Source organism: Paracoccus sediminis, assembly GCF_900188295.1.
Taxonomy (GTDB): Bacteria; Pseudomonadota; Alphaproteobacteria; order Rhodobacterales; family Rhodobacteraceae; genus Paracoccus; species Paracoccus sediminis.
On the sequence record NZ_FZNM01000007.1, the window covers coordinates 127,337 to 147,278 of the forward strand.

At 63.9% G+C, this 19,942-nt stretch carries 21 protein-coding genes and 1 tRNA gene; 9 read left to right on the forward strand and 13 right to left on the reverse strand.

Annotated elements, in window-relative coordinates; genetic code table 11:
- Positions 1 to 50: 50 nt before the first annotated feature.
- Entirely contained in the window at positions 51 to 1,421 is a 1,371-nt protein-coding gene (locus CHB77_RS11525; RefSeq protein WP_089388361.1) for a dicarboxylate/amino acid:cation symporter, read from the reverse strand.
- A gap of 179 nt (positions 1,422 to 1,600) precedes the next feature.
- Here CHB77_RS11525 and CHB77_RS11530 point away from each other — a divergent pair, with 179 nt between their 5' ends.
- Complete coding sequence (locus CHB77_RS11530) at positions 1,601 to 3,316, forward strand: ATP-binding protein (RefSeq protein ID WP_242626634.1); 1,716 nt, start codon at positions 1,601 to 1,603, stop codon at positions 3,314 to 3,316.
- Positions 3,313 to 4,635, forward strand: a complete 1,323-nt coding sequence (locus CHB77_RS11535; RefSeq protein WP_089388362.1) for a sigma-54-dependent transcriptional regulator — start codon at positions 3,313 to 3,315, stop codon at positions 4,633 to 4,635. Before CHB77_RS11530 ends, CHB77_RS11535 begins: the two co-directional genes overlap by 4 nt.
- Here CHB77_RS11535 and cysW read toward each other — a convergent pair whose 3' ends face one another.
- From cysW to CHB77_RS11570, 7 genes are all read right to left on the reverse strand, one after another.
- Complete coding sequence (gene cysW, locus CHB77_RS11540; RefSeq protein WP_089388363.1) at positions 4,636 to 5,469, reverse strand: sulfate ABC transporter permease subunit CysW; 834 nt, start codon at positions 5,467 to 5,469, stop codon at positions 4,636 to 4,638.
- On the reverse strand, positions 5,466 to 6,311 hold the full coding sequence (gene cysT / locus CHB77_RS11545; RefSeq protein WP_089388364.1) for a sulfate ABC transporter permease subunit CysT: 846 nt from the start codon (positions 6,309 to 6,311) through the stop codon (positions 5,466 to 5,468). The genes cysW and cysT overlap by 4 nt, the downstream gene beginning before the upstream one ends.
- 5 nt (positions 6,312 to 6,316) lie before the next feature.
- Entirely contained in the window at positions 6,317 to 7,312 is a 996-nt protein-coding gene (locus tag CHB77_RS11550; protein ID WP_089388365.1) for a sulfate ABC transporter substrate-binding protein, read from the reverse strand.
- Positions 7,309 to 8,406 carry a sulfate/molybdate ABC transporter ATP-binding protein gene (locus CHB77_RS11555; RefSeq protein WP_089388366.1) on the reverse strand — a complete coding sequence of 366 codons (1,098 nt, stop codon included), beginning with the start codon at positions 8,404 to 8,406 and terminating at the stop codon, positions 7,309 to 7,311. The genes CHB77_RS11550 and CHB77_RS11555 overlap by 4 nt, the downstream gene beginning before the upstream one ends.
- Positions 8,407 to 8,613: 207 nt before the next feature.
- Positions 8,614 to 10,605 carry a capsular polysaccharide biosynthesis protein gene (locus tag CHB77_RS11560; protein ID WP_089388367.1) on the reverse strand — a complete coding sequence of 664 codons (1,992 nt, stop codon included), beginning with the start codon at positions 10,603 to 10,605 and terminating at the stop codon, positions 8,614 to 8,616.
- Between the two features lie 7 nt (positions 10,606 to 10,612).
- The gene (locus tag CHB77_RS11565; protein ID WP_423212896.1) at positions 10,613 to 11,752 is read right to left on the reverse strand and encodes a polysaccharide biosynthesis/export family protein; all 1,140 of its coding nucleotides are present in this window, start codon (positions 11,750 to 11,752) and stop codon (positions 10,613 to 10,615) included.
- Between the two features lie 100 nt (positions 11,753 to 11,852).
- Positions 11,853 to 13,187 (reverse strand): capsule biosynthesis protein, encoded by a 1,335-nt coding sequence (locus tag CHB77_RS11570; protein WP_089388369.1) that lies wholly within the window; start codon positions 13,185 to 13,187, stop codon positions 11,853 to 11,855.
- 138 nt (positions 13,188 to 13,325) lie between these two features.
- On the opposite strand from CHB77_RS11570, the gene CHB77_RS11575 reads away from it, so the two are divergent.
- The 4 genes from CHB77_RS11575 to CHB77_RS11590 all read left to right on the forward strand — a co-directional run bounded on the left by CHB77_RS11575 (position 13,326) and on the right by CHB77_RS11590 (position 16,708).
- A complete protein-coding gene (locus CHB77_RS11575; RefSeq protein WP_089388393.1) occupies positions 13,326 to 13,928 on the forward strand; it encodes a riboflavin synthase in 603 nt (200 codons plus the stop codon).
- Between the two features lie 52 nt (positions 13,929 to 13,980).
- Positions 13,981 to 14,469: a transcription antitermination factor NusB gene (gene nusB / locus CHB77_RS11580; RefSeq protein WP_089388370.1), complete on the forward strand. Its 489-nt coding sequence runs from the start codon at positions 13,981 to 13,983 to the stop codon at positions 14,467 to 14,469.
- 480 nt (positions 14,470 to 14,949) lie between these two features.
- On the forward strand, positions 14,950 to 15,915 hold the full coding sequence (locus CHB77_RS11585) for a DUF481 domain-containing protein (protein WP_089388371.1): 966 nt from the start codon (positions 14,950 to 14,952) through the stop codon (positions 15,913 to 15,915).
- Between the two features lie 328 nt (positions 15,916 to 16,243).
- Positions 16,244 to 16,708, forward strand: a complete 465-nt coding sequence (locus tag CHB77_RS11590) for an MmcB family DNA repair protein (RefSeq protein ID WP_089388372.1) — start codon at positions 16,244 to 16,246, stop codon at positions 16,706 to 16,708.
- Here the strand turns inward: CHB77_RS11590 and CHB77_RS11595 are convergent.
- A complete protein-coding gene (locus CHB77_RS11595; RefSeq protein WP_089388373.1) occupies positions 16,689 to 16,907 on the reverse strand; it encodes a DUF6324 family protein in 219 nt (72 codons plus the stop codon). The genes CHB77_RS11590 and CHB77_RS11595 overlap by 20 nt on opposite strands.
- Positions 16,908 to 17,009: 102 nt before the next feature.
- Here CHB77_RS11595 and CHB77_RS11600 point away from each other — a divergent pair.
- From CHB77_RS11600 to CHB77_RS11610, 3 genes are all read left to right on the forward strand, one after another.
- Positions 17,010 to 17,086 (forward strand) — tRNA-His (locus CHB77_RS11600).
- 12 nt (positions 17,087 to 17,098) lie between these two features.
- A complete protein-coding gene (locus tag CHB77_RS11605; RefSeq protein ID WP_242626632.1) occupies positions 17,099 to 17,629 on the forward strand; it encodes an ElaB/YgaM/YqjD family protein in 531 nt (176 codons plus the stop codon).
- A gap of 8 nt (positions 17,630 to 17,637) precedes the next feature.
- Positions 17,638 to 18,291 (forward strand): phage holin family protein, encoded by a 654-nt coding sequence (locus CHB77_RS11610; protein ID WP_089388375.1) that lies wholly within the window; start codon positions 17,638 to 17,640, stop codon positions 18,289 to 18,291.
- A gap of 46 nt (positions 18,292 to 18,337) precedes the next feature.
- Here CHB77_RS11610 and grxD read toward each other — a convergent pair whose 3' ends face one another.
- The 4 genes from grxD to CHB77_RS11630 all read right to left on the reverse strand — a co-directional run bounded on the left by grxD (position 18,338) and on the right by CHB77_RS11630 (position 19,804).
- Positions 18,338 to 18,700 (reverse strand): Grx4 family monothiol glutaredoxin, encoded by a 363-nt coding sequence (gene grxD / locus CHB77_RS11615; RefSeq protein ID WP_089388376.1) that lies wholly within the window; start codon positions 18,698 to 18,700, stop codon positions 18,338 to 18,340.
- A gap of 48 nt (positions 18,701 to 18,748) precedes the next feature.
- On the reverse strand, positions 18,749 to 18,988 hold the full coding sequence (locus CHB77_RS11620) for a BolA/IbaG family iron-sulfur metabolism protein (protein ID WP_089388377.1): 240 nt from the start codon (positions 18,986 to 18,988) through the stop codon (positions 18,749 to 18,751).
- 113 nt (positions 18,989 to 19,101) lie between these two features.
- The gene (locus CHB77_RS18340; RefSeq protein WP_165456271.1) at positions 19,102 to 19,269 is read right to left on the reverse strand and encodes a hypothetical protein; all 168 of its coding nucleotides are present in this window, start codon (positions 19,267 to 19,269) and stop codon (positions 19,102 to 19,104) included.
- Positions 19,270 to 19,390: 121 nt separating this feature from the next.
- Positions 19,391 to 19,804: a hypothetical protein gene (locus tag CHB77_RS11630; RefSeq protein WP_089388378.1), complete on the reverse strand. Its 414-nt coding sequence runs from the start codon at positions 19,802 to 19,804 to the stop codon at positions 19,391 to 19,393.
- Positions 19,805 to 19,942 lie beyond the last annotated feature (138 nt).

Here is a 19,942-nt window from a genome sequence, read left to right on the forward strand (position 1 = left end):
ATGGAAAAAGGCGCCGCATTCCTGCGGCGCCTTTTCCATCGTCCGGCTTGTCAGTCGGCGTTGCGTTCGCCCAGTTGCAGCCCGACCGGGGCCATTGCCAGCCCGCCCACGGGCGCGGCGATCGGTTCGGGCTCCCGCCCGCCCAGCACCGCGTCGAACGTCTTGCGGTCCAGAGCGCCTTGCCAGCGGCTGACGACCACCGTGGCGACCGCGTTGCCGATGAAATTCGTGATCGACCGGCATTCCGACATGAATCGGTCCACGCCCAGGATCAGCGCCATCCCGGCGACCGGCACGGTCGGCACGACCGACAAGGTCGCGGCCAGCGTAATGAAGCCCGCCCCGGTCACACCCGCCGCGCCCTTGGACGACAGCATCGCGACCAGCAGCAGCAGCACCTGCTGTTGCAGCGACAGGTCGGTATTGGTGGCTTGGGCGATGAACAGCGCGGCCAGCGTCATGTAGATGTTGGTGCCGTCCAGGTTGAAGCTGTAGCCGGTCGGCACGACCAGGCCCACCACCGGACGCGCGCAGCCCGCCTTTTCCATCTTCTCCATCAGCGAGGGCAGCGCCGATTCCGACGACGAGGTGCCCAGGACCAGCAGGATTTCCGCTTTGAGATAGGAAATCAGCCGGAAGATCGAGAACCCGTTGGCCAGGCAGACCGCGCCCAGGATCACGATCACGAACATCGCCGAGGTCAGGTAGAACGTGCCCACCAACATCGCCAGGTTCATGATGGACGCGATGCCGTATTTGCCGATGGTAAAGGCGAAGGCGCCGAAAGCGCCGATGGGCGCGGCCTTCATCAGGATGTCTACCACCCGGAAGATGGCGTGGCTGGCCGATTCCAGGATGTTCAGCACGGGCTTGCCCTTGTCGCCGACCAGGATCAGGCCGATGCCGAACAGGATCGCCACGAACAGCACTTGCAGGATGTTGCCTTCGACAAAGGCCGACACCAGCGTCGTCGGGATGATGTCCATGACAAAGCCGGTCAGCGACGTTTCATGCGCCTTTTCGGCGTATCCGCTGACGGTGGAGGCATCGAGGCTGGCCGGGTCGATGTTCATCCCCGCGCCCGGCTGGATGACGTTCGCCACGATCAGGCCGACGATCAGCGCCAGCGTGGAAAAGGTGAAGAAATAGGCAAAGGCCTTGCCCACGACCGACCCCACGCCGCGCAGCGATCCCATGCCAGCCAGGCCCGTCACGATGGTCAGAAAGATGACCGGCGCGATAATCATCTTGACCAGCTTGATGAAGGCGTCGCCCAAGGGCTTCAGCGCCTCGCCGGTCTGGGGATAGAAATGCCCCAGCAGGGCGCCGGCGGCGATGGCGACGATGACCTGGAAATACAGGTGGCGATAGAAAGGCCGCTTGTCATGGGCCACGGGATGCGCGGATGTGGTCAGCTGCATGGAAAGGCCTCCTCCTGCCTTGTGTGTCAATGCGATGACGGACATCCTATGCCCTCGGATTGATTGCCGAAAAAAAACCGCGTCATATCGGCAATAGTTTGAAAACATGAATTTTTTCTTCAAGACGCCGGCGGAAACCGTGTGGTTTTCCACACAATCGGAACCTGCTAGTGTGGAATATGAAACATTCCGCCCTGGAACCTGCCGATGCAGACAGTCGCGCCATGACGGCAACAGCGTCCGATTCGCCGCTGCGGTCCCTGCGTGGGATGAAATGGCTTGTCGCCCTTGCCGCGGCCGTGCTGCTGGCGGCGGTCTGGATGGCGACCTTTTGGACCATACGTGCGAGCGCCCTGGAAAGTCTGGAAAGCGAAGGACTTGCGGCGGCCCAATCGCGCGCGCTGACGCTGGAAAGCATCCTGGACCGGCAAGGCGCTGTCGTGGCGATCCTGTCCGACGACGCCTCGGTCAAGGAAATCCTGCGCGGGGGGGCGCCCGGCAACCGCGACGCCCTGTCGGCCAAGCTGGAACGGCTGCGGGCCGCGACGCAAAGCACGGTTCTCTATCTGCTGGACCGGACGGGCCGCACGGTTGCTGCGTCCAATTGGAACCGGGCCGACAGCTTTGTCGGGCATGACTACAGCTTTCGCGACTATTTCCGCCGGGCCGATCCGACGGCGATGGAATTCGCGCTTGGCACCGTCAGCGGTCAACCGGGCCTCTATCTGTCCCACGACGTGCGCGACGGCGGCATGGTCCTGGGCGTGGTGGTTGTCAAGGTCGAATTCAGCACGCTGGAGGCGGCTTGGGCGCTCAGTCCGAACGCAACCCATGTGACCGAGGCCGATGGCCGTGTCATCATCACGACGGATGCCGCCCGCCGCTTTACGATCACGCCCGCGCCACCTCGGGACAATCTGCCCATCGCGCTGCCGGTGCGCGGGACGGGATGGACCGTCACGATGTATGTCCCGACTGCAAAGGCGCGGCAGACAGCGGTGTATGGCGCGGGGGCTGCGATGCTGGCCATGGTGCTGCTGATGGCAGTCGCCGACCAAGCCCGGCGGTCGCGGCGGCGTGCCGTCCGCAAGGCCGAAGCCGACCGCGCCTATCGGTCCGAACTGGAACGCGCCGTGGCCGAACGCACCCGCGACCTGTCCGACGAGATGCGCGAACGCCAGGCGGCGCAGGCGCGCCTGTCGCAAATGCAGGCCGATCTTGTGCAGGCCAACAAGCTGGCGACGATGGGCCAGATCACCGCGGGCGTCGCCCACGAGATCAACCAGCCCCTTGCCGCGATCCGGTTGCTGGCCGAAAACGGGCAGGCTATGGATCCCGGCGGACCGGCGGGCGACAACCTGTCACGCATCGCCCGCATGACCGATCGGATCGGGCAGATCACCGGGCAATTGCGCAGCTTTGCCCGCAAGGCGACCGGCGATGTCGGTCCCGTTCCCCTGCGCACCGTGGTCGAATCGTCCCTGCTGCTGACCGCCGGGCGGCGCAAGGACAACGACATTCCCGTTCATCTTCCCCGAATCCCCGACGATCTGGCAGTGATCGGCGAACAGGTGCGGCTGGAGCAGATTGTTGTGAACCTGCTGACCAACGCGTTCGAGGCGCAGGAAGGCCGCGCCGATCCCTGGGTCCGCATCGCGGTCGCAGCCGACCCGGCTTTTGTCACCCTGACCGTCGCCGACAACGGTCCAGGCCTGTCCGGGCAGGTCAGGGACCAGCTTTTCGCGCCCTTTGCCACCAGCAAGGCGCAGGGCCTTGGGTTGGGGCTGGTGATTTCGCGCGACATCGCGCGCGATCTCGGCGGCGACCTGACCGCCGATGCCGCCGGGACGGGACCGGGCGCCACCTTCCGCGTGACGCTGAGGCGCGCGCCATGACAAGCCTTGTCCGACTGGTGGACGACGATGACGACCTGCGCGCTGCGCAGGTGCAGACCCTGCGCCTGGCCGGGATCAACGTCGAGGAATTCAGCCTTGCCGCCGATGCGCTGAGGGGGATCACGCGCGATTATCCCGGTGTCGTGCTGTCCGACGTGCGGATGCCCGGCATGGACGGTCTGGACCTGTTCCGGCGGCTTCACGCCATCGACCCGGATCTGCCGGTGATCCTGTTGACCGGGCATGGCGATGTGCCGATGGCGGTCGTCGCGTTGAAGGCCGGTGCCTATGATTTCCTGACCAAGCCCGTGGCGCGCGATGTCCTGCTGGCGGCGCTGCACCGCGCCATTGGCGCCCGTGCCTTGGTTCTGGAAAATCGCCAGCTGCGGCAGGCCAGCCATGACCCCGCCGACGCTTTTCCAGAACTGGGCGGCAGCAGCGAGGTGATGCAGCATCTGCGCACGGCCTTGGATCGCGTCGCCGAAGCCGGGAGCAATGCGCTGCTGGTTGGTCCCGATGGCGCGGGCAAGCTGACGGCAGCCCGCGCGATCCACCGCCTGGGGCCGCGCCGTGCCCGTCCCTTCGTGCATCTGGCCTGTGATGCCCTGGACGATGCGCGGTTCGACGCCGACCTGCTGGGCAGCGACGCCGCCACCCCGCGCGGCGCAAGGCAGGCGGGCCAGTTGGAACGGGCGCAGCGGGGTGTGCTGTTCCTGGACCGCGTGGACGGGCTGACCCCGGCCATGCAGGCAAGGATTTCGGCCATCCTCGAAGCCGACGAGTTCCGGCCTGCCGGGGCTGCCGCGCCCCGGCCCTTGGACGTGCAGATCCTTGCATCGACCAGCGGCGATCTGCCGCGCATGGCGGCCGAGGGTCGTATCGACACGCGCCTGTTCTATCGCCTGTCGGGCACCGTGCTGTCCGTGCCGTCGCTTGCCGAACGGCGAGAGGATATTCCCGCGCTGTTCCGCCATTTCCTGCTGGCGGCCTGCGCCCGGCTGGACCGGCCCGCCCCGCCCATGACCGGCGCAGGCAAAGCCCGGCTGTCGGCGCATGGCTGGCCCGGAAACCTGCCGGAACTGCGCGGCTTTGCGGAAAGCCAGGCCGTCGGGATCACGCCCTTTGATGCGCAGGCGGACGAATCCGCGCCGGGCCTTGCCGATCTGGTCGCCGCATACGAGGCCGAACTGATCCGCGATGCGTTGCGGCTGGCTGGCGGCAATGCGACGGCGGCGATGGGACGGCTGCGGCTGCCGCGCAAGACCTTTTACGACAAGCTGGCCCGACATGCGATCCGGCCAACCGACTTTCGCCGCTAATCAGGCGGTCCGTCCCTCGAGCACGGTTTTCAGAATCAGCACCACCAGCGCAATCAGCGTCAGGGTCGATGCGGCGGCAAAGGCGCCGACGGTGTTCAGGTCGTTGAACAGCAGTTCGATCTGCAAAGGCAGGGTGTTCGTCTGGCCGCGGATCGCACCCGACACCACGGATACGGCGCCGAATTCCCCGACCGCGCGCGCCGTCGCCAGAACCGCGCCGTACAGCAAGGCCCAGCGGATATTCGGCAGCGTCACCCGCCGGAATATCTGCCAGCCCGACGCGCCCAGCGTCAGCGCGGCCTGTTCCTGTTCCGACCCCTGCGCCTGCATCAGCGGCAGGATTTCGCGCGCGACGAATGGACTGGTGACGAACAGCGTGACCATCACGATCCCCGGCAGCGCGAACAGGATGGTGACATCGCCTGCTGCCAGAACCGGCCCCAGCAGCCCCTGCCGTCCGTAAAGCAGCAGATAACAGACCCCGGCGATAATCGGAGAGATGGAAAACGGCAGCTCGATCAGCGTCAACAGCGCCTTGCGGCCCGGAAAGGAAAACCGCGCGATCAGCCATGCGGCGCTTGTGCCGATGGCAAGATTGACGGGCAAGGTGATGACCGCCACCACCGAGGTCAGCCAGATCGCGTGCAGGGTATCGGGGGCCAGGATATTCTGGACAAAGATCCCCCAACCTTCGGACAGCGCGCGCCAGAAGATATAGATCAGCGGTACCACGACGATGAACAGCGTCAGCACGACGGCGACCGCGATCAGTAGCCACGGGGCGCTGCGGTCCTGGCGCGGGGCCAAGGCGGCGGGGGCGGTCGTGGTGGTCATGCCGGAACCCTGCGGCGGGTCAGGCGCGATTGCAGCCAGTTCGACAGCACCAAAAGCGCCATGGCGATGGCCACAAGGGTCAGCGCGATCGCGGCAGCCCCGTTGTAATCGTATTCCTCTAGCCGGATGACCGCCAGAAGCGAGGCGATCTCGGTCTTCATGGGCAGGTTCCCGGCGATGAAGATGACCGCGCCGAATTCACCCAGCGACCGGGCAAAGGCGATGGTCGCGCCGACAAGAAAGGATGGCAGGATCGCCGGAAAGATCACCTTGGAAAACACCTGGAACGGCGTCGCGCCCAACGTGCGGGCCGCTTCCTCCTGGCTGGTATCCAGATCCTCGAGAATGGGCTGGACGGTACGCACCACAAAAGGGATCGAGGTGAAGGACATCGCGACCGCGACGCCCCAGATCGTATAGACGACGGAAATTCCGGCTGGCGCCAGAACCTGACCATACCAGCCGTTTTCCGAAAACAGGGCGGTCAGCGCAAGGCCCGCCACGGCGGTCGGCAGGGCAAACGGAATGTCCATCATCGCATCCAGCAGCCTGCGGCCCGGAAACCGGTATCGGACCAGAATCCAGGCCATCAGCAGGCCATAGAACGCGTTGAACACCGTCGCCAGGGCGGCAGCGGTAACGGTCAGCCGCAGCGCGGCCAGCGTGCGGGGGGCGGTCACGATATCCCAAAACCGGACGGGTCCGATTTCGGCCCCCTTCAGGGCCAGAGCGATGACCGGCAGCAAAACGACGATACCGACATAGGTCAGCGTCAGGCCCATGGTCAGGCCAAAGCCCGGCAGAACACGTCGTTGCCGCCCGCCGCCGGATGCGACCGCCATCGCCATCATTGGTTGACGAACACGGAATCGAGGATTCCGCCCTCGGCAAAGTGGTCCTGCTGCACCGTGTCCCAGCCGCCAAACACGTCTTCGACCGTGACCAGCTTCACATCGGGAAAGTTCGCCGCAAATTCGGCGGTGATCGCCTGATCGGGCACGCGGTTGAAGTTCTGCGCCAGGATCCGCTGCGCCTCGGGGGAATACAGGAAATCGAGATATGCCTTCGACACCTCGGCAGTCCCCTTGTCCTCGGCGTTCTCGGTCACGACGGCAATGGGGAATTCGGCCAGAACGGACAACGACGGCGTAACCCTTTCCAGCTTGGCATCGGCATACTGCCGGGCGATGCCGCCGGTTTCAGCCTCGAAGGTAATCAGCACGTCGCCGATGTTCCGTTCGGCGAATGTCGCGGTGGCCGCGCGGCCGCCTTGGTCGAAAACCGGCACATTGGCGAAGATCTTCTTCACAAACTCCTGCGCCGCGGCGTGATCGCCGCCGTTCGTTTCAAGCGCATAGGCATAGGCCGCCAGATAGGTATAGCGGGCATTGCCGCTGGTCTTGGGGTTCGGAAAAATCACCTGCACCCCGTCCCGGACCAGATCGTCCCAGTCGTCGATGCTCTTGGGATTTCCCTCGCGGACAAGAAAGGCGGGCAGAGAGTAATAGGGTGATGCCCCATTCGGGAACGCTTCGCGCCAGTTTTCATCGACCATGCCGCCCTCGGCCAGCACCTCGATGTCCGTCACCTGGTTGAAGGTCACGACATCGGCGGGCAGCCCTTCCAGGATGGCGCGGGCCTGCTTGGACGATCCGCCATGCGACTGGTCGATGGCCACGGTCCGGCCGGTCTGTTCCTGCCACTGCTTGGCGAACACTGGGTTCAACTCGGCGAACAATTCTCGTGCGATGTCATAGGACACGTTCAGGATAGCATCCTGCGCGGCCACGGGAGAGGCGAGGCCCAGCACCAGGGCCAGGGCGGTGGTCAGACGAGTTTTCACGGGCGGGCTTCCTTTAGGGTGTATGGCGTTTCGGCAGGCACGGCGCCGATGGGCGCGCCGGTTGGAAAGATCTGTCCGGCGGCGGCTCGCAGGCTAACCGCCTGTCCGACCGCCAGATCGCGCCCGTCGCGGCGCGGCACCTCGGATTCGATACGGCATCCGGCAGCGTCCTGCGCGACGATCCGCAGCAACGCACCGGTCGAGGCGATCTCGGTCACGTGGAAGGGTGCGGTGGCTTCGGGGACGGGGCGGATGTCGGCCGGGCGCAGGAACAGCGTCGCGGCGCCGTCGGCGATGGCGCGGCGCGGCAGACCGGTCAGGTCCAGACCCGCGGCACAGGCCCGGCCCGTGTGCATCGTGACCGGCAGTTCGACCGTCAGGCCCAGGAATCGCGCCACGAAGGGGGTCGCGGGATGGTCATAGATCTGGTCGGGGTGGCCGATCTGTTCGATGATCCCGCCGTTCATCACGACCACGCGGTCCGCAAGCTCGAACGCTTCCTCTTGGTCGTGGGTCACGAAAATCGTTGTGGTTCCGGCGCTGTCATGGACACCGCGCAACCAGCGGCGCAGGTCGCGGCGGACTTGCGCATCAAGCGCGCCGAAAGGCTCGTCCAGCAGCAGCACCCGTGGTTGGGTCGCCATGGCACGGCCCAGGGCGACCCTCTGGCGCTGCCCGCCGGACAGTTCGGCCGGATAACGGTCAGCCAGCCCGCCGATCTGCAAGAACTGTAACAGCCCGTCCACCACCGCCGCGATCTGCGTCTTGCCGGGCCGTTCCGCGCGCGGCAGGACGGTCAGGCCAAAGGCGATGTTGTCGCGCATCGTCATGTGCGGAAACAGGGCGTAATGCTGAAACACGAAACCGATGCGGCGTTCAGCGGCCGATTTTGCCAGCCAGTCGGTCCCGTCAAAGGACAGGCGGCCGGCATCCGGCCAGTCAAGGCCCGCGATGATGCGCAGCAGGGTGGTCTTGCCCGAACCGGACGGCCCCAGCAACGCAATCAGTTCGCCTTGCGGAACCTCCAGCTCGATCCCGCGCAGAACCTCGGTCGCGCCGAAGCGCCGGGCAAGATGAGAGATGGCAAGCGACATGGGCGGACCTTCCTGGTGGCGGGCCACAGTTAGCAACGGGTCTTCGCCTTGCCAAGGAACAGGGCCAGGTCGCACGGACGTGATGCGCGGAACGTTGTTCCATGGTCCAACGGGCATTCGAACGCGCCGGTCCGCCTGGGGCCGGAATGCGGCCGAGGCGTTCGGCAAACGGCGCGGGGACCGCGAAAACGTTCCTTTTTTTGTTCTTCAGCGGCGCCACAGCCAGGCGCGACCCGCCAGCAGGCCCTGCATCCGGGCCAGCAGGCGAAGCGCGGGCGGGCGCAGGGTTATGCCGTTGCGCAGCCGGTCCACGGCGACCTCGACCGGGCAGGGCAGGCCGGTGATCGGATCGCGATACCGGGGATAGGCGATCAGGCACGCATGAACCAGGGTTGTCAGATCCGGGCGCGCCACCCGCCGCACGGGGACCGGTCCAAGATCGCGCGTCAGCCCCCAGCCAGCATAAAATGGCGCCCCCAGGGTCGTGACCGGAATGCCCCGCATCAGCGCCTCGAACCCCAGGGTCGAGGTGATGGTCCAAACCTCGTCCACATGGTCCAGCAGGGCGGCGGGGTCCGTGGCAAGGGCGATTTCGTCGGCCAGATCGGCGGAAATGGCGCCGGCCCGCAACCCGGCCTCGACATCGGGATGCGGCTTGAAGATCAGATGCGCGTCGGGATTGTCGCGCCGCACACGGCGCAGCAGGTCAAGGTTCGTCCGCTCCGATCCCGCGCCAAGCCGGATCGAGGCGTCGTCCTGGACCTGGCCGGGCACCAGGATGCGGCGGCGTGTCGTGGGGGCGGGGCGATAGGCGGCCCCCATCAGGTTGTATTTGGACAGTCTTGCCGCAAGGATTGCCTCGATCAGGCGAACCGCCCGCGCCCTGCCGGCCGGCGGCGGACCATCCGCAATCAGCCGTTCCAGACGGCTTTCGCGGGTCGGATCGTAATGGATGCCAAGATCGTCGGCCACCAGCGACAGCGGTGGCGTCAGGTCGGCGCCCAGGCCGCGCGATCGCAGGAACCCGTCCTCGACCCTGATGGCCTGCGGGGTGGCGTCAGCCTTGCCCGCCCAGGCCAGCGTTACTGAGGGCGAGGGCCGGTTCGCGAACCGAACCCCCGTGCCGTCGCCGAAGGCGCGAGAGATGAACGGGCGTTTCCACAACCGCATTCCATAGGCCAGATGGCCGTCACGATCCTGGCGGAACGCCCTTGCCTCGGCCTCGATCTGATCGACCGCGCCGTCAAAGCCGGTCAGGCAATCGCGACAGGGATCGTACCAGACAGGCGCCAGAAGATGGCTGGCGGCGAACAGCGCATCGACCGTGGCGGAACCCCGGCGGCCAGACGGCAGGGGATCGCGGTCCTGCGACAAACCCCAGCCGGCGTAAAAGGGCTGGCCGAAAAGGCGGGGAACGTGACCGGCCAGGATCGCCTCGTATCCCAACTGGGAACTGACGGCATAGATCGCGTGGGCGTTGTCCAGCAGCCGCCACGGCGATGTCTCGGTGCCGCAAAGGCTGTCGCCGGGGCGCAGATCCGATGGTCCCAGATGGCCGGGACGCAACCCCCGGATGGTTTCGGGGTGGCTGCGCAGCAGGATCGAACGGCCAGGGTTTTCACGCCGCGCCGCGTCCAGCATCGCCAGGAACCGGTCTCGGCCCGCCCCCATCAGCGAGGCGTCGCCCCTGGTCTGATCGATCACCAGCACATAACCCGGTTCTGGCGCAGGCAGGTCGGGACGGTGGGCATTGTACTTGGACAGATCCAAGGCCCGCAGCCGCGCGATCCCGTCCAGCGCCCGCTGTTCGTGACCGGCGGTCGCCCCCTGGACGATCAGCCGTTCGATCAGGGATGGCCGCCCCGGATCAAAATGCAGGCCATGCGGGTCGATCATCAGTCCGATGGGACCGCGCGAGGCGACACGGCCCCGCGCGCGGCCCGGCAGGATGGACCGCAGAAACGCGTCCTCGACCGCAATCAGCCGGGCACCCGCGCGCGCAGCGATGGCGCGGCCGCGCCAAGCCGTCGGGCTGGCCCCCCAGATCGCCACGTCATCCCCCGCGCCCGGCAGACCGAACCGCAGATCCCATCCTGCCAGTTCAAGGATCCGACGCAGGCGAGGGCCATGCCAAAAGCCGCGATTGAACGCGAAAAGTCGCCGGGTTCCGGTTCCGGCGGCTTTCGATCCGTTGGTCATCGGCGGGTCACTGCGTCAGGTTCTGGACCGAATTTGCCGAATTCAGCGGCCCGATCAGCGAGGCGAGGCGTTTTTGCCACTGCACATAGGGCGCTTCGGTCACATAGACCGTATCTTCGTCGCGGATCAGGAAATCGCGGGCCAGGAACAGCCCGTTCGGGCGCGTCAAATCCAGCACATAGGCCATGCGCTGCGTCCCGTTAACCGTCTTGCCCAGCACGCGGGACGCGACCGATTCTGGTTCGTCCCGCAGGATGAAGACGCCTGTGGGATCGGCAAGGCTGGAATTCAGGCCGCCCACCATTGCCACGGCCTCGACCGCATCGATCATCTCGTTGCCCAGGGGAACGCGGGTCTGGCCACCCAGGGCGCCAAGCGCGGTGAAGCTGCGCTGATCTTCCTCGACCAGGATGACGTCGCCGGGGCGCAGCGCAATATCGTTGCTGGCGTTGGAATAAAGATCGGTCAGCCAGACCTTGCCCGTGTCGTTGCCGCGCTTGACCGTGATAACCGCGATTTCGGGTTCGATGGAGACGCCGCCAGACCGGGCCAGCATCGCGGACAGGGTGCGGGTCGGGCGCTCGATGGGATAGACGCCCTGCGCCGTCACCTTGCCCATCACCGACACCGTGGCGCCGTCGCCCGCCACGCGGGCCACCGTCACCTGCGGATCGGGCGTCTGGGTTGCCAGGCGTTCGGTGATGATCTGGCGCAGCTGGTCCGGGGTGTTTCCTGCCGCCTGCACCCGGCCGGCATAGGGCACGAAGATATATCCCGCGCTGTCCACCTGGATTTCCTGCAAGGCGGTCGAACTGGTTCCCAGCGACGTCAGCAACCCGTCATCGACGTTTTCCCAGATCGCCAGACCCAGGACATCGCCCGCACGGATTTCATCGGCGCCCACCTGTCCTGCGCGCAAGAAGCTGTTCGAAAATCCATAGGCCGGGGTAAAGTTCGTGGCACGGGCGACGTGATCGTTGACATAGATCACATGCGCGTTGCCGCCCTTTTCGACGGCCCCCGAATAAATCTCGTTCTTGCTGGGCCCGGATCGTGGCAGGCTGCACGCCGCCAGCAGCGTCAGGGCCGCGATGACGACCACACGCACGGAAAGTCCCGCCACGATGCGGGCTGGCGAAGGGTTCACTGTCACCTTCCGAAACTCCTGTTCCTTTGGCCCGGACTTGCCGCCCGGTTCCGCGGCAATGTAGCGTCTGCCGCGCCCGGACGCCATATCCCGATATGGCCTAGTCCAGAAGTTCGCCGACCTGCTGGCGTCGCTGAAATCGGCCGGCCGCCAGGGCGTGATAGGGATCGTCGGGCGCGAGGATGAGATCGGCGACCAGGCGCAGCGCATGGGCGCGCGACCGGCGCGAGTAAAATCCCCCCGGAACCTGGCTGGTTTGCAGCAGGTAATCGCGAAAGACCCGGTAGGATGCGGTATCTGGCTGCTGCGGATCCCGCAGGAATTCGCCCAGCGGTTGATCCGACACCAGCCCCTGCTTGCAATAGACCGCCCGCCCCAGCGCCTTGACCGGAAGCCCGCGCCACAGCGCCTGCTGGGCGGCCGTCGAATTGACCGTGACCACCGCGCGCGCATGGGCCAGCATGTCCGCCAGCTTGCCGCCGCGAAAGTAATGGACGCGATCCGATATCGCGTGGCGCGACGCCGCCTCGCGGATGGACCGGCGGTTCCGGGCGCGCCCGTCCTCCAGCGGGTGGGCCTTGAACAGCAGGTGATGATGGCTTGGTGCGGACGCGGCGAATTCCGCCACGACCTGGTCCACGAACTGACGATTGACCCTGAAGCCCGAATGGCCCTGCATGTTGGAATCGTGTTCCAGTTGCATGGGCACCAGCACATAGGGATTGCCGGAAGACCGGAACCGCCGCCACTGGATCGTCCGTGTCAGCGAATGCAGCGGGGTCAGGATCAGGCGATGCAGGTTCAGCCAGAATTCGTCGCGGATCGGCAGGGCGCGATGGCTGCGAAACTGGCGGTATCGCCGGTTCGCGACCAGGACCAGGAAATGATAGAACGCGCCATAGAACTTGTGCTGGCGCATGTCGCCCCAGTGGGCGGGCGGACGCCGCACCTCGGTCATGGTGTCGCGCAGGGTGGCGCGCATCCTCGTCAGGGAAATGTCCACCAGCGCCGAATGTCCGTTCGATCCGTCCCGTTCATAGCTGATCCAGTAGGGCCGCAGATACCCTTCCTCGAACACATGGAGGCGCAGGCCGGACGCTTGCGCCGCGGCACGGGCCGCCGCGTGTATGGGCCTGACATCACCGTACAGCACGATGTCGGTCACGCCCTTGTCGGCAATGATCCGGTCCAGATGGGCGGGCCAGTCGGCTTGGTGGCCCTCATGGCGCAGCAGACGCCGCTTGTCGGTCCAGAAGAATTCGTCCCCCGCGTTGAACGAACACCGCCAGACCTGCGAACCGGCCGCCCGCAGCAACCGGCCCAACCGGTCGAAGAACGGTCCGTGAGGGCCTTGCAGCAAAAGGAACACGCGCTGCCGCGGGGGCAGGGGGGCAGGCTTTCCGAACAGGGAAACGTCGCGTCGTTCCTGAAACATGCCCCAACCCTGACAAGAACACTCTGGCCGCCTTGGGCATGGCACCACAAAGGTCTTAAAAAGCCGTTAACGCGCGGCAATCTTGCGCGGCCTGTCGTCATCCTCTAGGTCTTGGCCGTTCAGGCAGGGATGGATCGGGTGTTCACAGGCATCGTCACGGATATCGGCATCGTGCTGTCAATCGAGATGCGCGGCGACATGCGCGCCAGGATCGGATGCGGCTATGACATGGGGACGGTGGACACCGGCGCGTCGATCGCCTGCGATGGCATCTGCTTGACAGTGGTCGCCAAGGGGGCGAACTGGTTCGACGTCGACATATCCGCCGAAACGCTGTCCAAGACGAATATCGGTCCCGGCGGCTGGCCGCAGGGGCGGCGGCTGAACCTTGAACGGGCGCTGCGGGTCGGGGACGAACTGGGCGGGCATATCGTCAGCGGCCACGTCGATGGCATCGCCACGGTGGTCGAGATGCGAGACGAAGGCGACAGCCTGCGCATGACTTTCGAGGCGCCGCCGCATCTGGCCCGGTTTGTCGCACCAAAGGGATCGGTGGCCTTGAACGGAACTTCGCTGACTGTGAACGAGGTCGCAGGAAACCGCTTCGGCATCAACCTGATTCCCCATACCCGGCAGGTCACGACCTGGGGCGGCACGGCGACCGGGGATGCGGTCAACCTGGAAATCGACACGCTTGCCCGCTATGTCGCCCGTCTGGCCGAGGCGTCTGCCGGGGCTTGACGGGCCAAGACTTTCGTTCCATGTCAGCCGGTCCCATTGCAAGGCCAGGATCATGAACCCCAAGCACGACAAGCCGACCGAAAGGCGCCCGGACCGGCGCGCGCTCAGCAGCGGTGCGCGTTTCTATGCGGTGCAGGCGCTGTATCAGATGGAAGCCTCGGGCCAGTCCGCCGATCGCGTCCTGCGAGAATTTGAAATCCATCGCCTGGGCGCCGAGGACGAAGACGGGCGGTATCTGCCCGCAGACGAGGCGCTGTTCGCGCGCGTTGTCGATGCCGCGGTGAACTGGCAGTCGCGCATCGACCAGGCAACGGACCGTGGCCTTGTCGCCAAATGGCCCATCGACCGGATTGACCCGGTGCTGCGCGCGCTGTTTCGCGCGGCAGGCGCCGAACTGGTGACGCCCAAGACCCCCCCAAAGGTCGTCATCTCGGAATACGTCCGGCTGGCCGAGGCGTTCTTTCCAGACAGCCGAGAACCCAAATTCGTGAACGCGGTGCTGGATCACGTCGCGCGGGAATTGCAGCCCGAGGCTTTCTGAGCGGGCCTCGCAGATGCCGTTGACGGCATGTTTTTGAACGTTGGCAAGATTGGACTGCCCCTCTGGCAGTAAAGCCGATTGCAGCCAAGCCACGAACGACCGTGTTGCGTGTCAATTCTGCAACAAGTCGCTGCATCGCAACCTGATCCTCCCATGCCTGCATCGAATGCAGTCACGGCAATGTTTCAAGCGTGAATCGTTGCAAAGCTGCGACGGCATTTCAACGCCATTCTATTTTCTGAATAAAGATTAACAGGTTGTGACAGAGCGAAACAGGTTCCCAATTGGGATATCAAACCTGTGTTTCGGCGGATTCCTGCGTATGGCCCGGCGACAGGTTCAATCTCACTTTTTCGTGAATTTGCAAGGTTTGGCGCGGGTCTGTGAACCGGCGCGGGGGAAACCTACTTCATCCCTTGCAGAGATGCTCTGGCGCCGGTTGGCGGCCAGAACAACGAAAACTCAGCTCGTGAGGAACAGATGAAAAAAGTTACGCTGCTGACCGGCACCGCCGCGCTGATGGCCGCCTTGTCCGCCCCGGCGTTCGCGCAAAGCGAAATTTCGGCCGGCGCCGATGCGACGGGCGTGTCGGCCATCAACGATCGCATCATTGATGTCGAGGATGCCGTCCAGGACGATTTCGACCGGGATCGGGACGATGCCCGCTTTGGCAACCCGGATCGCCGCGAAGGCCTGTTCGGTTCGGTCGCCCTGACCTATGCCGGAAGCACTGGCAACGACGAAAGCCAGGACTTTTCGCTGGCTGGCCGCGTGTCCAGCAACCAAGGCCCCTTCCAGCAGTCGGTCGGCATGCTGATCGAATTCGGTGAAGACGACCAAGGCAACAAGGACAACGAAGAAGTCTCGACCATCTATGATGGCGCCTACTACTTCAATGATCGCCTTTACGCCTTCGTGCTGGGTCGGTTCAGCATTGATGGTCTGGCCAATGGCGATGCTGATTACGACGGTCAGCCGGACGAAGAAATCTCCGAGAAGCTGGGCGACTTCGCCCGCGATGGCTTTATCGGCGTTGGTCCCGGCTATCGCGTTATCAACACCGATACGACCGCATGGCGCGTGCAGGCCGGTATCGGCTATCGCTATACCCAAACCGGTGCGCAAAAGTCGGGCTTCGATCTGACCGATGACGATGGGGATGGCATCTATGTCCGCGAGGATGTGGCGGACTCGTCCGACAGCGGCGTGGGCTACATCGTGTCGTCGCGTCTGTATCACCGCTTCAACGACATGGTGTTCATCACCAATGACACCGACTATCTGTCGTCGGAAGATTCGGACGACGTGATTACGAACCAGTTCGGCGTCAACTTCAAGATGTCGGATCAGTTGGCGACCCGTGTCAGCTATACCACGGAATATCAGGAGAACCGTCCGGTTCGCACGGACAACACCCTGGGCGTGTCCGTCGTCTACGGTTTCTGATCCTCGTTTCTGAAGCAAGCAAGGGGCGGTCGCAAGGCCGCCCTTTTCTATTCGAAAACGCCGTTGCCGGGACACAAAGGGGAAAGGGTGGCGGGAACCGCAGCGACCGGAGCGGCACGAGATTTCCCGAAAGCCTGGATTACCAGGTGGGCGCCGGATAACGAGACCAGGGTCACGCCAGAGCCAGCCCCCTCGGAAAGATTATAGGCCAGTGGAAAAATGGCCACGCACGAGAAGAGCAGAAACCCGCCGTATCAACAGCTAGGGGCAGGGGGGTCGGGTTTCAAGCGGGTTGAAGAAAGTTGCCGCTTCGTTCTATCATGCTGCGATGAACCAGCTCGACCCCTCCCTTCCTGCAATGCCGGGCCAGCGGCTGGCCCGCGGCGTCGCGCGCCTGTTGCGCAGCATGGATCATGCGGTGCTGACCGAATTCGTTCCCAGCCGAGGGCTGCGCGTCGATGTCATCAGCATGGGACCGAAAGGCGAATTCTGGATCGTCGAATGCAAAAGCTGCCGCGCCGATTTCATGGGCGACCAGAAATGGCGGGGTTATGTCGAATGGTGTGACCGCTATTTCTGGGCGGTCGATTGTGATTTTCCGGTCGAGCTTCTTCCGGGGGAAACGGGCTTGATCTGCGCGGATGCCTATGGGGCCGAAATTCAGCGCATGGCGCCGGAAACCCGTCTCGCCGGTGCCCGCCGATCCAGGGTCATGCGCGATTTCGCCCGCGTGTCCGCATCACGGCTTCAATGCCTGACCGATCCCGAGGCATTCAACGCCGCGGCTTTTTAGGTTTGCTGGCCTTGGTGCCGATTTGCCGCGCGGCCTCGGCCGCAGCCAGCAGCTCCTCAGCGATCTCGGTGGCCTCGTCGGGGTCGAAATCCAGCGGCAGGTCGATGCCCTCGGCCTCCAGATAGATCCGCACCATGCCCTGATCCGTCGGTCCGACCTGAAGGTTGGCCGCGACCGTGCTTTGGCTGTTAATGCTCATCGTCATCACCCCTTGCTGTGATCGCTTTCTGTAACGTGGCTGCTATTTCCCGGCAAGACGGGCTTGCAACAGCCCGCATCCGGCGTTACAGAACGCATCCGTGCCGCCTTAGCTCAGCCGGTTAGAGCGCTAGATTGTGGATCTAGAGGTCCCCCGTTCGAGCCGGGGAGGCGGTACCATCTTCCCCGGACATGATCGTGATTATTCTTCCGCCTTGCGGAACAATGGCCTGTCCGATGGGTTTAGGCCTTGATGGTGACAATCACACCGGAGGAAAAACCACGATGGCTCAATCCAACAATCCTAGCTTCGACGACATGAAGAAAGACGCTTCGGCAGCTGGCCAGCAGGCGAAATCCGACGTCCGTGAAGGCGCGAAAAAGATCGGTGACGATATCCGCGACACGGCGGACAAGCTATCGCAGAATTCAAGCGCCGAAAACCTCAAGGACAAGGGCGCCGACATGGCGCAGAACGTCCGCGAAACCGCCCAGGATTATGTCGAACGCGCCCGCGAGGTCGGCGGCGAATACGCAGGCCGCGCCAAGGCCGAGGCAGAGCGTCTGTACAACCAGGGGCAGCAGCGCGCCTCGGATGTCGCGCATTATGCCGAGGAACGCTATGACGAAGTGTCCGAGATGGTGCGTCGCAATCCCGCCCAGGCGCTTGGCATCGCGGCCGGAGTCGGCTTTTTGATCGGCCTGATCCTTTCGCGTCGCTGAGGTTTCCCATGTTCGATTATGCGCAGCGTCTGCAACTTGCCCTCAAGGACACGGTGCGCAGGTCGGTCATAAAGGCGGCGGCCGGGGTTATCCTGGTCGTTGCCGTTGGCTTTCTGATCGCGTCCTTGTGGTCCTTTCTGGCACATAACCTGCGCTTGGGTCCAACCTTGGCGTCATTGATCGTGGGCGGAATATTCGTGCTGATCGCGCTGATCCTCTTGGCAGTCGCAAAGCGGACCAAGCACGAAATGCCCACCAAGGACGATCTCCGCAAGGAGGTCGAGGCAAGGATCAGCCTGGCCAGGGATGCGGCGGTCGATAAGGTCAGGATCGAAGCGGATCGGATGCTGGACCGGGCAGGGAACAAGGCTGCCTCTCTCATGGATCAGGCGAGTTACCGGGCCAACAAGCTGGCGGACGATACCGAACGCCGAGTCTATGGCGTGGCCCGCCATGCCGCCGAAACGGTCGGATTGACGGCAAGCAACATCACCACAGTCCGTGCCAAGGTCGATGACGCGGCAGAAACCCTGTCGCGCGCCAACAACAGCAACGCGGCAAGCATCGCGAAACTGATCGGAGCGTTTGCCGTCGGCGTCACGCTGGCTGCGAAGCTGAAAGAAACGCGGGATGGTCCTGATTACGAGGACGACATTCTGTAAATGACATGGGCCGCAGTGTGCGGCCCATGTTCATCAAAACGATCGGTCAGGCGTTGGCTTCCCTGATCTTGTCGGCCGCCATCTTGTCGTAACCGATGCCCTTCTGATCCAGCAATTGATCCAGTTCGCCCGACAGCGTCATCTCTGTAATGATATCGCAGCCACCTACGAATTCGCCCTTGACATAAAGCTGAGGAATGGTCGGCCAGTCCGAAAAATTCTTGATGCCCTGTCGAATATCATCATCTGCCAAGACGTTCACGTCTTGATAATCAACGCCCATGTAATTCAGGACGCCCACGACACGGCTGGAAAAGCCGCATTGCGGCATGTCCCGCGTTCCCTTCATGAACAGCACGACGTCCGACGCGTCCACCAGTCCCTGAATCTTATCCGTTACTTCCGTCATGTTTTTCATCCTGTTTCCGATGATCTGGCCAAGGGGCAGGAGCCTCGGTCAGGGGGCTTTCGTCGTCAGTGCAAGGGCGTGCAACTCGCCGGACTTGCCGGCCATCTTGCCTTGCAGGGCGGCATAAACGGCCCGCTGCTGCTGAACCCGGTTCTGGCCGCGAAAACTTTCATCGATCACCTCGGCCGCATAATGATTTCCATCGCCAGCAAGATCGGTGATGGTGATCTGCGCATGTGGAAACGCTGCGCGTATGAGGGCTTCGATGTCATGAGCTTCCATGGCCATGGGGCGATCCTTCTGCCTTTGCCATCCTGATGTAGGGGAAGCCTGGAAGTGTCGCAAGGCCAACGAAAAAGGCCGCGCGGGTTGCGCGACCGTTTCGAGGCCGGTTTGGCGGATCATTCCGCCGTGGCGGCGCCCACCGTTCCGCCCACCACGGCGCCTGCGGGACCGGCAACCGCCAATCCGCCCAGTCCGCCGGTCGCGGCGCGTTGAGTCGCAGTTTCACCACAGGCCGCCAAGGCCAAAACCATCCCGCCCAGCACACTTGCCGTCAAAAGTCGCATCAGATGTCCTTTCCGCGCGCCCAGATGCGCCCATGGTCACAAAAGCGTCAGCCGCGGGATAAAGTTCCAATTCCCATGAAAAGATGTGAGTTCACGCCGAAACGCAAAATGTTGTCTTGTTTTAAGCGATCTGTTTCTGAGGGCTGTCGGGCTGCTTTCGGATATCTCCGGGGTGTTCAGAAAGCACCACTTGCAAGGCGTGGAAATGATGCTCTGGCGAAGCGACCTTTCGTACCGATTTAAATGCCGTCGGCTCTGTCGAGTGGGGCAGATGCTTCATCAGCCTACCGTCCGTGCTCTCGACCGTTTCTTTCCGCCAGGCCGCCTGCGGATTGCAGAGCCAACCAGCGGCACCGATCCGATCCTCCAGCCGCCGCCAGGTCGAAAACTCGGTGCCGCCATCAAAGGTTCTCGACTGGCGCGCCTCGGCGGGCAGGGGCGCCAGCTCCGCAATCAGTACTTCCATGTCCGGCTCGGAGTGGCGATCCTCATTGCGCATGACAGCAGTAAACCGGGTAATCCGCTCGACCAGCAAGGCAACATTCCTGACTTGCAGAAGTGACACACTCTCACTTCGCTGAGAACTCACGCCGAAGCGCAAATCGTTGTTTTTCTTCTACTCCAGTCTGTTTCTGATGGCCATCAGGTTGCTCTCGAAGACCTCCGCGGGTGT